This is a genomic window from Sphingomonas sp. CFBP 13603, from assembly GCF_014892665.1.
Classification (GTDB): domain Bacteria; phylum Pseudomonadota; class Alphaproteobacteria; order Sphingomonadales; family Sphingomonadaceae; genus Sphingomonas.
On record NZ_JADBIA010000007.1, the window covers coordinates 209,038 to 223,098 of the forward strand.

The following is a 14,061-nucleotide window of genomic DNA, read 5'->3' on the forward strand; positions in this document are numbered from 1 at the left end:
CGAGCGTTAAAACGGATGCGCGACGTGCCGGCGCTCCGTAACCGCCGCTTCGGGTATCAGTCCGTCGAAACCAGGTGATGCCCGAACCTCTTTCTGTAGTCGCTGGGACTGAGCCCGGTTATCTTGAAAAAGATCAGCCTGAAGGAGGCAGGGTCGCCATAGCCGACATCCTGTCCAATCTGGCTTATCGACGTTTTCGAGGTCTCGAGAAGCTCGCGCGCTTTTTCGATGCGTAGATGTTGATGATATTCGCTGGGCCGCAATCCTGTCGCGCCACGAAAGCGGCGCGCGAACGTCCGCATTTCCAGTCCCGACCAATTGGCCATCTCGGTGACGCTTGCCTTGGTCGGTCCGCACGCGTGAAGCTGATTTTGCGCCTTCAGGATCGCCGCATCGCCGTGATCCATCTGTGGCGAAAAGGTCTTGTAGAAGCGTTGCTCACGTCCCGGCGGATCGATCATCATGAAGCGCGCGGTCTCCATCATCGCAACAGCGCCTAACAATCGTCGAACCACGACGAGCCCGAGATCCGTCCAGGCCATGACCCCGCCCACCGTGATCAGATCGTCCTCCTCGGTCAGCAACGCGTCGAAATCGACGTGAACGGCGGGAAACATCGTCGCCAGATCGGGAGCGCAAATCAGATGGGTCGTCGCCCGACGCCCATCGAGCAAGCCGGTTTGCGCAAGCAGGAACGTACCGCCGCAGATCGATCCCAGCACTGCGCCTTCGGCGTGGCGCGCGGTCAGCCAGTCCGACCATTTGCTGTCGTGCTCGATGCCCAGCGCTGCGGTTTCGCAGGGTGGAATGATGATGACATCCGGGCCGGCATGCCCCTCCATCGGAGTCGCATCCGGAACCGTGTCGAACGTCCGCACGATTCCGGAGCCGCCGGTATCGGAAAAATGGCTGAGCCGGATCACCGGCATGTCGCTGGCCAGACGTATCCGGCTCAAGTCGTCGGTAATGCGAAACAGGTCGGTCAGACCGTGCACGATCCCGAGCATCACCTTTTCACGCAGGACGATGGCGATCTCGATGGGTGGGGGAGCGTGAGTGGGGGTCGCCACCATTTGTCGTTTATCCCTCGCATTTTGTCGGATCGGCCGATCACGGCATCACTAGATGCAAGTTAATACATCGTTGGAGGCAACAAGGCCGACACTATTCGGGGATCACACCATGCCAACGCCCAAGAATTGCGAAATACAACCACTAATCAGTGGCTCACGGCGCGACATGATCTTGGGAACCGCGATCATATCCGCACTCGCGCTTAGTGGCGAAAGCTTGGCTGGCTCACCGAAAAACGTCCAACACGACTCAGGAGTCAAGACCATGAGCACGATAACCGTCAAGGATGGCACCGAAATCTTCTACAAGGAGTGGGGCGTCGGTCAGCCTATCGTGTTCCATCACGGCTGGCCGCTGAGTGGTGACGATTGGGATGCACAGATGATGTATTTCGCCGAGCGCGGCTACCGAGTCGTGGCGCATGATCGTCGCGGACACGGCCGGTCGAGCCCTGCCTCAAAGGGCAACGACATGGACACCTATGCCGCCGACGTCGCCGCGGTCACCGCGCATCTCGGGCTTCGCAATGCCATCCATATCGGCCACTCGACCGGCGGCGGCGAAGCGATCCGCTACGTCGCGAAATACGGCAGCAACGGTCGCGTCGCCAAGGCGGTGCTGATCGGCGCGATCCCACCGCGACTGGGGCGTTCGCCGAACAATCCCAACGGCGTGCCGCCCGAAGCCATCGACGGCATCCGCGTCGGTGTCGCCGCCAATCGCGCGGACTTCTACAACGGCTTTGCGACCGGTCCGTTCTACGGCTTCAACCGCCCCGACGCCAAGGTGATGCCCGCGGTCTCGGCCAACTGGATGCGGCAGGCGATGGTCGGCGACATCAAGGCGCAATATGACTGCATCACCGCATTCGCGGACACCGATTTCACCGCCGACCTGCAATCGATCGACCAGCCCGTGCTGATCCTGCACGGCGAGGACGACCAGGTCTGTCCGATCGACACGACCGGCCGGCTGGCGGTCAAGCTGCTCAAGAACGGCTCGATCAAGACCTATCCGGGCTATCCGCACGGGATGGCGACGATCCACGGCGACGTGCTGAATCCCGATATCCTGGCATTCATCCGCAGCTGAACCGAACCCCGGACGAGTATGGCGGGCGGTGATCGTCCGCCCGCCATCTCCCCCCTTTTCCATCACCCTTCCATCGCGCTGCCGCGATACGCGAGCGCGCGGGAGATCCGCCATGTCCATCGCAGACGTCATCGCGCCCGGATCCGTCACTCTGTCCTACGGGCAGTTGCGTGATCGCTTCGCCGACCTTGCCGAAACGCCGGCGATCCTGAAGGCGTTCGAGTTCGCCCGCACGCGGATGTCGCCGGTCCTGTTCAACCACGTGACGCGCTCGTGGATATTCGCCGCCAAGATCGGCGCGCGGCGTGCCGAGCCGTTCGATGCGGAAATCGTCGCGGTGACGACGTTGCTGCACGACATGGGATTCACGGCGCACGGCGAAGGACTGCACCGGTTCGAGGTCAACGGCGCCAACGTCGCGCGCGCCTTCGTCCGCGATCTCGGCTTCGACGATCGCCGCGCGCAACTCGTGTGGGACGGTATCGCGCTGCACGTCACGCACTCGATCAGCCTGTTCAAGGAAACCGAGGTCGCGTTGTCCTCGCGCGGGATCGGCGTGGATTTCGGGGTCGGCGGCTATGCGATGCTCGACCCGGCCGAGATCGCCGCGGTCATCGACGCGGTCCCCCGGCTCGATTTCAAGCGCGAATTCGCAGGTTGCGCGATCGCTATGGCCACGCGCCAACCCGAGTCCACCTACGACACCTTCATCCGCGATTTCGGCGAGCGCTACGTCCCCGGCTACCGCGCCCCCTCCTGGGTCGATGCGATCGCCGCCGGCCCGTTCGCGGAATGACTGGCTCCTGGAAACGGGATCTTTTCGATCAGCTACGAAGCACGGAATAATTGCCGATAGTGAACGGCATCCGGAGCATTTTCGGACCGACCCATATTCCAGCGTGACAGGGAAAGCGTGACAGCGTGCTGGCGCGCCGGATTACCGCGATCTCGGTGCCGAAAACCGCGAGACGTACGCTGGAGAATGCTGGGTACGACCATGATCCACCAATTTGCGCATCGGTCGTTCAACCCGGCAGGACGAAGTCGACCGGCGCGGTGATTTCGAATCGCTCGCCGGGCAGGTCGCTTGGCGCAGGAGGATAGGGCGACGCGCGACGCAACATCGCCGCCGCCTCGTCGTCTAGCGCCGCCCGCCCGCAGGCGGCAAGCACCCTGCCCTCGATCAGCCGTCCTGTACGATCGATCACGAAAAACACGCGCACCACCCCCTCCTCGCGCCGCATCCGTGCGTGTTTGGGATAGGTTTTGTGCGCGAGCAGCCAGGATCGTACCTTGGCCGCATAGGAACGGCTGGTGCCCGGCGGCGCGTTCGCATCGAGCCCGTCGCGCGCGCCGCGACGGGCCGGCGCAGAGGCGGGAGCAGCGGCGGCATTTGCGGCCGAGTTCGCGGGGGCTGCCGCGCGATCGGCCGGCGAAGCCGCCGGCGCGGTCGAGGGCGCGGTCGACGGCACCGATGCCGACGGCGGTGCTGTCGGCGCCGGGGTCGCCGCGGGTGCCGATACCGGCGGCGGCACGACGACCGCAGGCGCCGGGACGTGTGGCGCAGGCTTCATCGCGCTTGCCGCGGCCGGCGGATCGGCTGCTTCGGCCTCGTCCGCGCCGCCTTCCGTCCCCTGCAGCACGGCAAGGTCCATCACGGTGAGCGTCGCCCGTTCCTTGCGTGGTGCGCGTTGCCCCACGCCGAGCGTCAGCAGCGCGGCGAGCAATGCTCCGTTGACGAGCAAGGCCGCAAGCGCAGGCATACCGATACGGAACGACGCGCGCACCTCCGTCGCCTAGAAGGTATTGGCGACGGAGAATTTGAACGTCCGCCCTTCGGCCTGCAGCGACGACAAATGCCGCTGGAAATATTTGTCGAACACGTTGTCGATGCCGATACGGAACTCGAAGTCTTTCGCGTCGCCGATGCGCGGCTTGAACGCCAAGAACAGGTTCTGCACCGCATAGCCCGGCGTCGCGAGCGCCACGCTAGAGACCTTGGTCTGCTTCTCCGCGAACTCGCCGGTCCAGCCGCCCGACAAGCCCGAGACGGGATCGGCATAACCGAGCGTCAGGCGATATTCGTTCGCCGGCACGGTGTTCAGATACACGTCGTTGAGCCGGTCCTTGCCATCGATGATCGCCAGGTTGCCGCGCGCGAAGAAGCCGCCCGCACCATATTCGGCCTCGACCTCGACACCCTTGAAACGCGATCGTCCGACATTGACGAAATAGGCGGAATTGGCCGTCCCGCGCGTGATCAGGTTCTTGATATCGTTCTGGAACGCGGTCGTCTTGATGCGGAGCTTGTCGCGCTCGCCGAGCACGCCGTTGAACGACAAGGTGAAGCCGCCCTCGTAATTGTTCGATTCCTCGGGGCGCAGGTTGAGGCTGGTATTGGTCGCGGTTGCACTGGTGCGGCTGTAGAGTTCGTCGAGGACGGGCATGCGCACGGTATGCGCAACCGAGCCGAACAGCGAGAACCAGTCGGTCAGCGCATAGATCCCCGCGAGTTTCGGCGAGACGCCGCTATCCTTCACGCGTTCAGTGCCTGGGATCGGCACGAGCACCCCATTCGCCAGCGTCTGTCCGGGTTTCAGGTCGGTCCAGTCGACGCGCACGCCGGGGATGATCGTCAGCTTGTCGGACCACAAGACCTCGAGTTGGCCGAACACTCCATATTTGCTCATGTCGCCTTCGGGATGCGTCGGGCCACCTGGGGTGATGATCCCCGTCACCGAGCTTTTCCGGGGATTGCGGCGTTTCTGCTCGCTCCACTGGCCGCCGAGGAACAGGAACGCGTTCCAGTCGCCGCCGAGATCGAAGCTCGACCGGTTCTGCAGCTTGGCCTGCTTGGTCGCGTAGGAGAATTCGGAATAGTCGAGCGCGCCGAGGAAAGTCGTCTCGGTCTGATGGATGTTGGAATCCGCGTAGGACGCCTGCGCCTCGACGTTGAACAAGGTGCTGCCGTTGAAGTCGTTTTCATAGCCGACGACCGCGGTCTTGTCGTGGACGTCGCGGCGCACCGGTGTGGTGGCGAGCGCTTCGGACTGGTCGTAGATCTGCGTGCTGTCGCTCACCCAATCCTGGTACGACGCCCAGAAGGCGTGCTTGCGATTGCCGCCGATCGCCACGCGTGCCTTGACCAGCCACGAGTCCGATGTCGCGTTTGACGGAATCACCAGATTGCCATTGCCGTCCTCGTAATTGCCGGCGCGACGACGGTTGTAGGTGCCGAGCAGTTCGACCGCCTCGACCGGCTGGAACGCGACGATCCCCGACAGTACGGTGGCTTCGGCGTTGGTTTCGGTGCCGGCCTTGAGGCGGACCGCGACCTTCTCACCGTTGCTTAGAAAGTCCGACGCGTCCTTGGTCGTGAAGTTGACGACGCCGGCTAGTGCGCCCGCGCCGTACAGCGTCGACGAGGCGGGTCCACGGAGCACCTCTACGCGCTTGTAGAGCTCGGGCTCGCTGAAGAACGCGCCCATCCGGTATTGCTCGAAGAATTTGGTCACGCCGTCGACCGTCATCAGGATGCGGCTGTCGGAATCGGCGAGTCCGGTGCCAAGGCCGCGGATGTTGAACCCCTGGCCGAGTGCACTCGCGCCCCCCTGCACGCTCACGCCCGGAATGCCCTCGAGCATGTCGCCGATCGTGGTGGCCTGAAGCTGGTCGATATCGTCCTGGTCGAGCACCGTCACCGCCTGCGGAGTGTCGATCGCGACCTTCTCCGCACCGGCCGAGATCACGAGGCGATCGAGCGATAGCTGCGTGGTTTCTTCCGCAGGCGTGCCCTCGGCCTGCGTGGTCTGCGCAGTGGCAGACAATGGCAGCGTGAGCAGGGTCGCGCTGGCGAGTAGCAGGCTGGTGAGACGACGCATGGTGATAACCCCCGGTGGTGGTGGCCAGCGAATTCGCTGCCCCCGTAACGATGGCGGCTTCAATAGCGGCCGAAATTGATATTGCAACAGATTCTCATTAGCGATATTGGAGCAGCAGAACAGAGGGGCGATCACATGAAAACCATCAGAAACCGCATCGCAGCGTTGGGCGCCGTCATGCTGCTTGGCAGCACGACCGGTGCGGGCGCGCACATGCCGCAGTTGCTGCCGAGCGCGTTCGACACGGGCCAGCGCGATCACGTCACGGTGCAGGCGACGTTCGGCGAAGATGCGTTCGTTCCCGAAATCGCCATGCGCGATGCGGCGTTCGCGCTCGTGCTGCCCGATGGCAGCGCAGGCCCGGTCGGCCCGATCACCTACCTGCGTGATCTCGCGATTTTCGAGGCCGATCTGAAGACGCCCGGCACCTATCGGATCACCAGCGGCCAGCGACTTGGCCGCAAGGGCACGATGCTTCAGGTGGACGGCAAGTGGGTTATGGGCGGCGAAGACGGCAAGCCACCCGCCGGCGCCACGCCCGTCGCGGTTCAGAGCACGACACTGGCCGACGCCTATGTCACGCGTGGCCAACCCAGCAACGCCGCGCTGAAACCGCGCAACCAAGGCCTCGAGATACAGCCGATCACGCATCCCAGCAGCATTGCCGCCGGGTCGAACGCGGCGTTCGTGCTGCTGTTCGACGGCAAGCCGCTCGGCGGCACCGACGTCACGCTGTTCCGCGCCGCGGGCAACCACGACGGCCGCAAGGTCGCGGCGCAACTGAAGTCCGACGCCGCGGGCAAGTTCACGCTGAAACCCGACGACGCCGGCGATTACCTCATCCTCGTCCGCCACCGGACGACCGCGCCGACGGGTGCCGAGACGCCATACCGCAGCTACACCTACACGCTCGCGTTCGACGCGGCGTGAGCCTTTCCACGGAGACCATGATGACCTTACGCCTTCTCGCCGTCGCCTGCGCCGTCACGCTTGCCGCCCCCGCCCTCGCCGCCTCGCACGACCCCAAGACGTTCCTGCAGGAGCACGATACCAACCATGACGGACAGGTGCCCCGCGCGGAATTCGACGCCGCACGCGACGCGCGGTTCAAGGCGACCGACGCGAACGGCGACGGCTGGGTCTCCGATGCCGAATATCTCTCCGAATATCAGGCGCGGCTCGAAGCCGATCTCGCGCATTCCGACATGACCGACGAGAAGAAGACGGAGGAACGCCAACGCCAGGTGCGCCAGACGCACGTCCGCTTCGGGGTACTCGACACGAACAAGAACCTGCGCATGGAAAAGGCGGAATACGACGTATCGGGCGCGCGCGCCTTTGCGATGAACGATGCCGACAAGAATGGCGTGATCACCGCAAGCGATACAGCCGCGACCGAAGCACGCCGCAAGGCGCGCAACGCCGAAGGGAGTTGAGCGCGAGCTCAATATCCTCAACCAGCATCGATAAGCGGGCGGGATAGCGCTTCGGCACGACGAAGCGCTCCCATCTGCTGCGCCGAAGCGTACGCGACGCGGCTCGATCACCGTTTCCAGCTACGCAGCCCTGGTTCATGGTTGGCCCACGCCAGTTGGAGATTCCGTCATAAGGCCAAGCCGGAAGGACGAGCGGGATCGCGTCGGTTATAGGGGAGCGACGATATCGGCGACCAGCTCATACAGGCTCTGGAAATGGGCGGCGATCGTGGCGTGGACTTCGGGCGAGTCCGCATCCGGACCGAACTCGGCGAGCCCTTTCACGAACGGACATCCGCGGAACGGTGGCTTCTGGAACGATACGTCCAGCGCGTCGAAGATCGCCAAGATGCGCTCGACGGGGGACAGCCCGGGGCGTTCCGTCGCGATCGCAAGCATCTCCAACCGGACGACGGTCTTGTGCCGTAGATACTCGGCGATCAGTCGCGCCTTGGACGGGAAGTGCTTGTAAAAAATCATCTTCGCCACGCCGCTTTCGGCGATGCACGCCGGTCAGACTGGTCTGCACCGCGTTGTTGTCGCGGTTCGCCAACAGCAGGTTCGATCCCTCGATAAAGACCTACCGACCGACGCGGGCGCCGACGTCGACTTGCCCGACCTGCCACGTGCCATCGACGAAGGCCTGCTGGACCAGCAACGTGTTCGAAAGCGTGCCCGACGGCGAACCGACGTTCCAGGTCTCGGTACGCGACCTGTATCGGCCACGTGCCGCAGCGCTGGAGGCCGTGGATCAAGCGGCGTCGGTCCTCACGGTCGCCGCGACCCATGCACTATCGTTCACGTTCTTCCCGCATTGGATCGTCGAGCACGCGCCGCACGAGCCGATCAACCTGAAGTCCGACAGCATGCAGGCGTGCGAGCGGATGATGCAGCGTGGGGAAGCCTCCTTCCTGCTCTCGCATCATCATCCACTCCTGCCGACGTCGCTCGACACGCAGGATTTCCTGCGCGTCGAAGTGGGCGAGGATCTGCTCGTGCCGCTGTGCCAGCCGGATGAGGCCGGCGCACCAAGATGGACACTGGACGCCCCCGTGGTGCCATACCTGGCCTACAGTTCGGAATCCGGCCTGGGGGGAATCCTGAAAGCCGATTGGGCGTCCCGCGGCCTCGCCCCCCCTCCCGAAATGGTGCTGCAGTCGAGGCTTGCGGCCGCGCTGCTATCGATGGCGATCGACGGGCGCGGTGTCGCCTGGGTGCCGCTCTCACTAGCCCAGTCGGCGCTTGCAGCGGGCAAGGTCATACTGGCAGCCGATGACACATATTCGACCAAGATTGCGATCGCCCTCGTCCGGCCGGCGATAGCGTTGTCGAAGGTATCGGAGGCGCTGTGGGCATCCGCCTGCGGACCCGGTGGTGCAAAGGGAAGCTCCGCCGTCCCCCTCCCCCACATCATCACTGCGCCGCGGTGACCTCTCGATCCCGAGCGTCGCGGGTGCAGCACCGGCCAAGCAGCGAACGCGCTCTCCATCCCATCACCGGTTGAAGCGGTTTGGTGGCTGTTACCGGCATAGCAATGCGGAGCGACAACCAATATTTCCGCGGCGGGACCGAGCACCGATAACGAGGGGACCGGCTGCCCGAGTGCCGAACGTAGTAGAATTGGTCTTTTTTTGGTCATTTAATTCAAGATGTAACAATTCCCCCCCAACGGAACCGGGTCGGCATTTTGCCAAATCAGAGTTCCTGTGGGGGGTTCATGCTCAAATCCGTTCTCGCATGTGGTGCCGCGTTTATCGCGATGAGCACCGCAACCGCCACGCCGGCATGTGCTCAGACGACTGACCCCGTCGCAGCGACCGAAGCCAATCCGGTCGAGGCAAGTGACTCCGCCGCGGACTCGCAGAACACCAAGAGCGACATTATCGTCACCGGTTCGACGCGCGCGCAACGCCGCTTCGACGCGTCCTATGCGATCAACGTCGTCTCGCAGGCTGACATCGAGAAGATCGCACCCGTAAACTTCGCAGACCTGATCGGACAGTTGCCGGGCTTCCAGACCGAGATCACCGGCGGCGAAGTCCAGAACATCTACCGTATCCGCGGCCTGCCGAACGACGGTGGCTTCGTCAGTTTCCAGCAGGACGGCCTGCCGCTGTTCCACGAGAATGACGGCGTGTTCTTCCGCGGCGACGCGATCCTGAAGCCCGATCTGATGACCGAGCGAGTCGAAGTCGTCCGCGGCGGTCCCGCCCCCGTCTACGCGAGCTATTCGGGCGCGATCGTCAACGCGATCGAGGTGACGGGACGCGACGAGGTGCGCGGCAAGGCGCAGGTCACGGTCGGCGACACCGGCCTCTACCGCGCAGACATCGTCCAGTCGGGGCCCCTCGGCGGAAAGACCTATTACGCGGTCGGCGGGTTCGTTCGCTATCACGACGGTTACCGCGACAATGGCTTTCCCAACGACAAGGGCGGGCAGTTCCGCGCCAACATCAAGCATGACCTCGACAACGGCTCGCTCCGGCTCAGCGTCAACTACGTCAACGATCACAACGTGTTCTATCTGCCGATCCCGACCGCAGATCCGCGCAATCCGGCGGTCTCGCTCGATCGATATATCGACTATTTCTCCGGCACGATGAACTCGCCGGCGCTGCGCAACGTCAATTTGCGCTACCGCGACGGGGCGGGCGTGGTCCAGAACGAGTCGAGCGACCTCGCCGACGGTCGCCATATGCGAATGATCAACATCGGTACGCAATATGATGCCGATTTCGATGGCTGGCTGGTCTCCGCCAAGGCGGGCTTCACGATGGGCAAGCTCGATTTCAACGCGTTCTACTCGACCACCAACCCGGTCGATGCGAACAGCTTTGCAAGCGGCTATCGCGCCCGCACGACGACCGCGTTCGGTCCGGTTGCGTCGCTCGGTTATGTGTTGGCCGGCACCAGCACGGTCTACGATCCCTACGCCGCCTCCGGTTTGGTCGTGCAGGGCCAGTACCGAGATATTCATTCGAAATTCTATTCGAACCAGGTCAACCTGTCGGTCGCCAAGAAGTTCGAGACCGGCTTCGGCAGCCACGACCTGAAGCTCGGCGTGTACGGCAGCCTCTACGGCGAGGACAGCCGGACGATCTATCAGAACTACCTGATCGAGGTGGCGGGCAAGCCACGGACGCTCGACCTGATCGCCTACAACGCCGCCGGAACGCGGATCGGCTCCGTTACGGATAACGGCGTACTCAACTACGCCGCGACGCTGACCCGCGGCAATTCCGATGCGAAGATGATCGCGCTGTTCGCCAACGACACCTGGGAGATACTCCCCGGGCTCCGGTTCGACGCCGGTATCCGTCACGAACGCTACAGCTACAAGGGCTATGCCGCGCTGACGGGACAAGCAAATCTTGGCGACGCGACGACATTAGCAGACGACACCACGCGTGCCTTTACCGGCGACATCATCAACCAGACGGGCAAGCCGCACGTCACCAACTGGACAGCAGGCGCCAACTACGACTTCAACCGGCATATCGGCGTGTACGGTCGCGCCTCGCATCTCGAGACGCCACCGAGCGTGCAGACGGTGATGAGCATCAACCCGACCATCCTCACCACGATCGCCGATCAGTACGAAGCCGGACTGAAGCTGGCGGCGGGCCGTTCGTACCTGTACGTCACCGGTTTCTATACCAACTTCGATCCACTCAACGCCTCCTTCCTGGCGTTCGACCCGAGCACGGGGCGCAATGACGTCAACATCCCCTTCATCGGCGCAGCGCAGGTCAAGGGCATCGAGTTCGACGGATCGCTCGCGCTGACGTCATGGTTCTCGCTCAACGGCGCGCTGACGATCAGCGACCCCAAATACAAGAACTTCCAGAGTTCGACCGGCGCCGATCCCGTCCAGGCCGAGGGCAAGCAGATCGTCCGCCAGCCGAAGATCTACGGCAACATCCGCCCGAGCTTTGACTTCGATCTCGGCGACAACGCGGTGTCGGTCTATGGTCGCTACACCTATATGGGGAAGCGCTTCGTCGATCTGTACAACAACACCGCGCTGCCGGCGTACGGCACGACCGGCGCGGGCGTGACCGTGCGGCATGGCACGTGGCAGGTGCAGGTCGTCGGCGACAATCTGTTCAACGCGCACGGGCTGACCGAAGGCAACACGCGTACCGATCAGTTGAGCGGCCAGGGTAGTTCGGAAGCGATTTACGGCCGTCCGATCTTCGGTCGCAACGTCCGGCTCGTCGTCGGCAAATCCTGGTGAGATACGGCTCGGCGCTTGCCGCGGCGATCGTCGGCTTTGCGTGCGTACCTGCTGACGCCGAGCCGGTGGTTGCGCAAACGGTGGCCAAGCCGGTCGGCGACCGCTTGATCGGCACATTATCGCGCCGGCTGTTCCCGCTGTTCGACGCGATCGGCGCAGATCCGGCGGCGCTCGACAGGCTGAAAGCGAACCCTGCCGTCGCGGCAATGTTGGCGACGCGCGCCGGGCGGCGGACCGCCTGTGCCGACGACTTGACCTGCATCACGCAGGCACTGGTCTGGACGCCGTCCGAGTCCGCAACTCTCGCCGCCGGAATGCCGGAGCACATGTCGTCCGCCGATGACGGCGCCGCGGCGCAGACCAGGCGCGAGATCGAGGGGATCAACGTCGTCCTTCGCACTTTCGGTCTTGGCCAGCTACCACGTTACCCACAGATCGATGGCACCGGCCCGATCGATCCGTCGGAAACGCGCGCGCGATTGCAGGCCGCCGACTGGCTGTCGCGCACGCCCCGTGCGCGATCGGCACAGGCACTCGACCCAAGTATGGACTTCGCATTGTCCCTGCTCGACGTCAGCGACCGCACCGACGCGATCGGCTTCGATCCACTGACCGGAGGCTTGAACGCCGCCGCCGTAAACCGCGCGCGGTCGCTCGACTGGAAGCGGTGGCATTACACAGCAATGATCGTTACCGGTGTCGGCCCCGAGACACCCGACACCACGCTCAGCCCGTTCGGTAAATATCACATCCGCCTTGCCGCGGATCGCTTTGCGCGCGGCGACATCGCGCTGATCATCGTGACCGGCGGACGCGCCCATCCCCGCGCCACCCGGTTCACCGAGGCCGAGCAGATGCGCGCCGCGCTGATCGAGCGCTACGGCATACCGGCGGACGCAATCGTCATCGAACCCTATGCGCGGCACACCACGACCAACTTACGCAACGCGACCGGTTTGCTTGCCGCTCTCGGCGCGCCGCTCGACAAGGACGCGCTGATCGTCTGCAATCCGGGCCAGAGCGAGACGATCGCCGGCGCCGCGTTCGCGCAGCGAAACCTTACAGAACTCGGCTACGTTCCCGGGCAGGTCGGAGGGCGACTATCGCCGACTGAACTGGAGTTCCGGCCTTCGCCGCTATCCCTGCGGGTCGATCCGCGCGATCCCCTCGATCCCTGACCCGTCTGGAACCTGTGATGCGCCCTGCCCTGTTGACCACGATCGCCGCACTTGCCGTGTCATGGATGCCCTCCTCGGCGCAGGCCTGGGGCGGCACCGCGCACGCCGTCATCGACCGCGCGGCGATCGACGCAATCCCCAATGACGGCCCGGTCTTCCTGCGACGCCATGTCGACTACATCGCAGCATCGGCTTCGCTGCCGGACACGTGGCGCGGTTCGTCCGAGAACTTCTCGAAGATCGAGGAGGATCCCAATCACGGCTGGTTCCGCGAGCAGTTCACCTTCCTGAAACCGATCCCACGCTCACGCTATGAGTTCGTCATCGCGGTGTTCAAACAGCACGAGAAGATCAAGCGCACCGATCCCGCAACCGCCGCACGTACCAACGTGCGCTGGACCGGCACGCTCCCCTATGCCGCGATCGAAGCCTATGAGAGAATCGTGGTCTGCATGCGCGACGTCCGCGCCGCGCAGGCGGCGGGCCGGGACGCCGCATTCGCCGAACAGCACTGCGCCTTCGACGTCATCCGCCTCGGTCACTATATCGGCGACGGCGCGCAACCTTTGCATGACTCGGTCAACAGCGACGGCTGGCGCGGGCCAAATCCGAAAGGCTACACGACTGACCGATCGATCCACGGCCGGTTCGAAAGCCGCTTCGTCGATGGAATGAAGCTGACCGCGTCGGACATTGCACCACGGATAGGCATGCCCGGTCATCGCAAAGGCGACATGTTCGATGGGATACTCGCCTTTCTCGACGACTCCGGCGACAAGATGGAGCGCGTCTATAAATTGGAAAAGCGGGACGGCTTTTCCAATTTCGCCGATGGGGACGTACGTGCGCTCGTTTACGATCAAACGACTGCGGGGGCGGCAATGCTTCGTGACATGCTCTGCCGTGCGTGGTCCGAGAGTGCGACCGCGCCCGCCGAAACACGTCCCTCACCGATCGATTTCGAAAACCCTCGCTTCAACACCGAAACGGGCTCGGCATCTGACTGACTGCAGCAAGCGAAAATGATCGACCTGCCAACGTCCGCTATCCGGGGTGGGTTCAACGGGTGGCTGCAACACGCTGGGCGAACATTTCAGCCGGTGTCTGATACATCAAGGTCTTTC

Annotated in this window: 12 protein-coding genes; 8 read left to right on the forward strand and 4 right to left on the reverse strand. The window is 63.8% G+C overall.

All coding sequences use genetic code 11. The features are described from left to right. Window positions 1-56: 56 nt before the first annotated feature. Window positions 57-1,073 carry a GlxA family transcriptional regulator gene (locus IFR23_RS12960; protein WP_192976262.1) on the reverse strand — a complete coding sequence of 339 codons (1,017 nt, stop codon included), beginning with the start codon at window positions 1,071-1,073 and terminating at the stop codon, window positions 57-59. A gap of 265 nt (window positions 1,074-1,338) precedes the next feature. Between IFR23_RS12960 and IFR23_RS12965 the strand changes: the two genes are divergently transcribed. Together IFR23_RS12965 and IFR23_RS12970 are read left to right on the forward strand one after the other, a co-directional pair. Beyond that, window positions 1,339-2,166: an alpha/beta fold hydrolase gene (locus IFR23_RS12965; RefSeq protein WP_197978423.1), complete on the forward strand. Its 828-nt coding sequence runs from the start codon at window positions 1,339-1,341 to the stop codon at window positions 2,164-2,166. Window positions 2,167-2,278: 112 nt separating this feature from the next. Continuing rightward, on the forward strand, window positions 2,279-2,962 hold the full coding sequence (locus IFR23_RS12970) for an HD domain-containing protein (RefSeq protein WP_197978424.1): 684 nt from the start codon (window positions 2,279-2,281) through the stop codon (window positions 2,960-2,962). Window positions 2,963-3,191: 229 nt separating this feature from the next. Here the strand turns inward: IFR23_RS12970 and IFR23_RS12975 are convergent, their stop codons facing one another. After that, window positions 3,192-3,929: an energy transducer TonB gene (locus IFR23_RS12975; protein WP_192976264.1), complete on the reverse strand. Its 738-nt coding sequence runs from the start codon at window positions 3,927-3,929 to the stop codon at window positions 3,192-3,194. Window positions 3,930-3,962: 33 nt separating this feature from the next. Next, window positions 3,963-6,047 carry a TonB-dependent receptor domain-containing protein gene (locus IFR23_RS12980; RefSeq protein WP_192976265.1) on the reverse strand — a complete coding sequence of 695 codons (2,085 nt, stop codon included), beginning with the start codon at window positions 6,045-6,047 and terminating at the stop codon, window positions 3,963-3,965. A 135-nt stretch (window positions 6,048-6,182) separates the two neighbouring features. On the opposite strand from IFR23_RS12980, the gene IFR23_RS12985 reads away from it, so the two are divergent. Both IFR23_RS12985 and IFR23_RS12990 read left to right on the forward strand, forming a co-directional pair. Continuing rightward, complete coding sequence (locus IFR23_RS12985) at window positions 6,183-6,977, forward strand: DUF4198 domain-containing protein (protein ID WP_192976266.1); 795 nt, start codon at window positions 6,183-6,185, stop codon at window positions 6,975-6,977. Between the two features lie 20 nt (window positions 6,978-6,997). After that, window positions 6,998-7,483, forward strand: coding sequence for a hypothetical protein (locus IFR23_RS12990; protein WP_192976267.1), 486 nt, complete (start codon window positions 6,998-7,000; stop codon window positions 7,481-7,483). A gap of 207 nt (window positions 7,484-7,690) precedes the next feature. Here the strand turns inward: IFR23_RS12990 and IFR23_RS12995 are convergent, their stop codons facing one another. After that, window positions 7,691-8,002: a TetR/AcrR family transcriptional regulator gene (locus tag IFR23_RS12995; protein ID WP_446740908.1), complete on the reverse strand. Its 312-nt coding sequence runs from the start codon at window positions 8,000-8,002 to the stop codon at window positions 7,691-7,693. A 146-nt stretch (window positions 8,003-8,148) separates the two neighbouring features. On the opposite strand from IFR23_RS12995, the gene IFR23_RS13000 reads away from it, so the two are divergent. The 4 genes from IFR23_RS13000 (at window position 8,149) to IFR23_RS13015 (ending at window position 13,944) form a co-directional block, all read left to right on the forward strand. Continuing rightward, the gene (locus IFR23_RS13000; protein ID WP_192976269.1) at window positions 8,149-8,952 is read left to right on the forward strand and encodes a LysR substrate-binding domain-containing protein; all 804 of its coding nucleotides are present in this window, start codon (window positions 8,149-8,151) and stop codon (window positions 8,950-8,952) included. 287 nt (window positions 8,953-9,239) lie between these two features. Next, on the forward strand, window positions 9,240-11,759 hold the full coding sequence (locus tag IFR23_RS13005) for a TonB-dependent receptor (RefSeq protein ID WP_192976270.1): 2,520 nt from the start codon (window positions 9,240-9,242) through the stop codon (window positions 11,757-11,759). Further along, complete coding sequence (locus IFR23_RS20555) at window positions 11,756-12,937, forward strand: YdcF family protein (protein ID WP_342344955.1); 1,182 nt, start codon at window positions 11,756-11,758, stop codon at window positions 12,935-12,937. Before IFR23_RS13005 ends, IFR23_RS20555 begins: the two co-directional genes overlap by 4 nt. 17 nt (window positions 12,938-12,954) lie before the next feature. After that, entirely contained in the window at window positions 12,955-13,944 is a 990-nt protein-coding gene (locus tag IFR23_RS13015) for a nuclease (RefSeq protein WP_192976271.1), read from the forward strand. The last annotated feature ends 117 nt before the right edge of the window (window positions 13,945-14,061 follow it).

Coding starts and splice junctions, on each gene's coding strand:
- IFR23_RS13005 (WP_192976270.1), top strand. CDS start 9,240: ATGCTCAAATCCGTTCTCGCATGTGGTGCCGCGTTTATCGCGATGAGC.
- IFR23_RS12975 (WP_192976264.1), bottom strand. CDS start 3,929: ATGCCTGCGCTTGCGGCCTTGCTCGTCAACGGAGCATTGCTCGCCGCG.
- IFR23_RS13015 (WP_192976271.1), top strand. CDS start 12,955: ATGCGCCCTGCCCTGTTGACCACGATCGCCGCACTTGCCGTGTCATGG.
- IFR23_RS12960 (WP_192976262.1), bottom strand. CDS start 1,073: ATGGTGGCGACCCCCACTCACGCTCCCCCACCCATCGAGATCGCCATC.
- IFR23_RS12990 (WP_192976267.1), top strand. CDS start 6,998: ATGACCTTACGCCTTCTCGCCGTCGCCTGCGCCGTCACGCTTGCCGCC.
- IFR23_RS12985 (WP_192976266.1), top strand. CDS start 6,183: ATGAAAACCATCAGAAACCGCATCGCAGCGTTGGGCGCCGTCATGCTG.
- IFR23_RS12965 (WP_197978423.1), top strand. CDS start 1,339: ATGAGCACGATAACCGTCAAGGATGGCACCGAAATCTTCTACAAGGAG.
- IFR23_RS12980 (WP_192976265.1), bottom strand. CDS start 6,047: ATGCGTCGTCTCACCAGCCTGCTACTCGCCAGCGCGACCCTGCTCACG.
- IFR23_RS12995 (WP_446740908.1), bottom strand. CDS start 8,002: ATGATTTTTTACAAGCACTTCCCGTCCAAGGCGCGACTGATCGCCGAG.
- IFR23_RS12970 (WP_197978424.1), top strand. CDS start 2,279: ATGTCCATCGCAGACGTCATCGCGCCCGGATCCGTCACTCTGTCCTAC.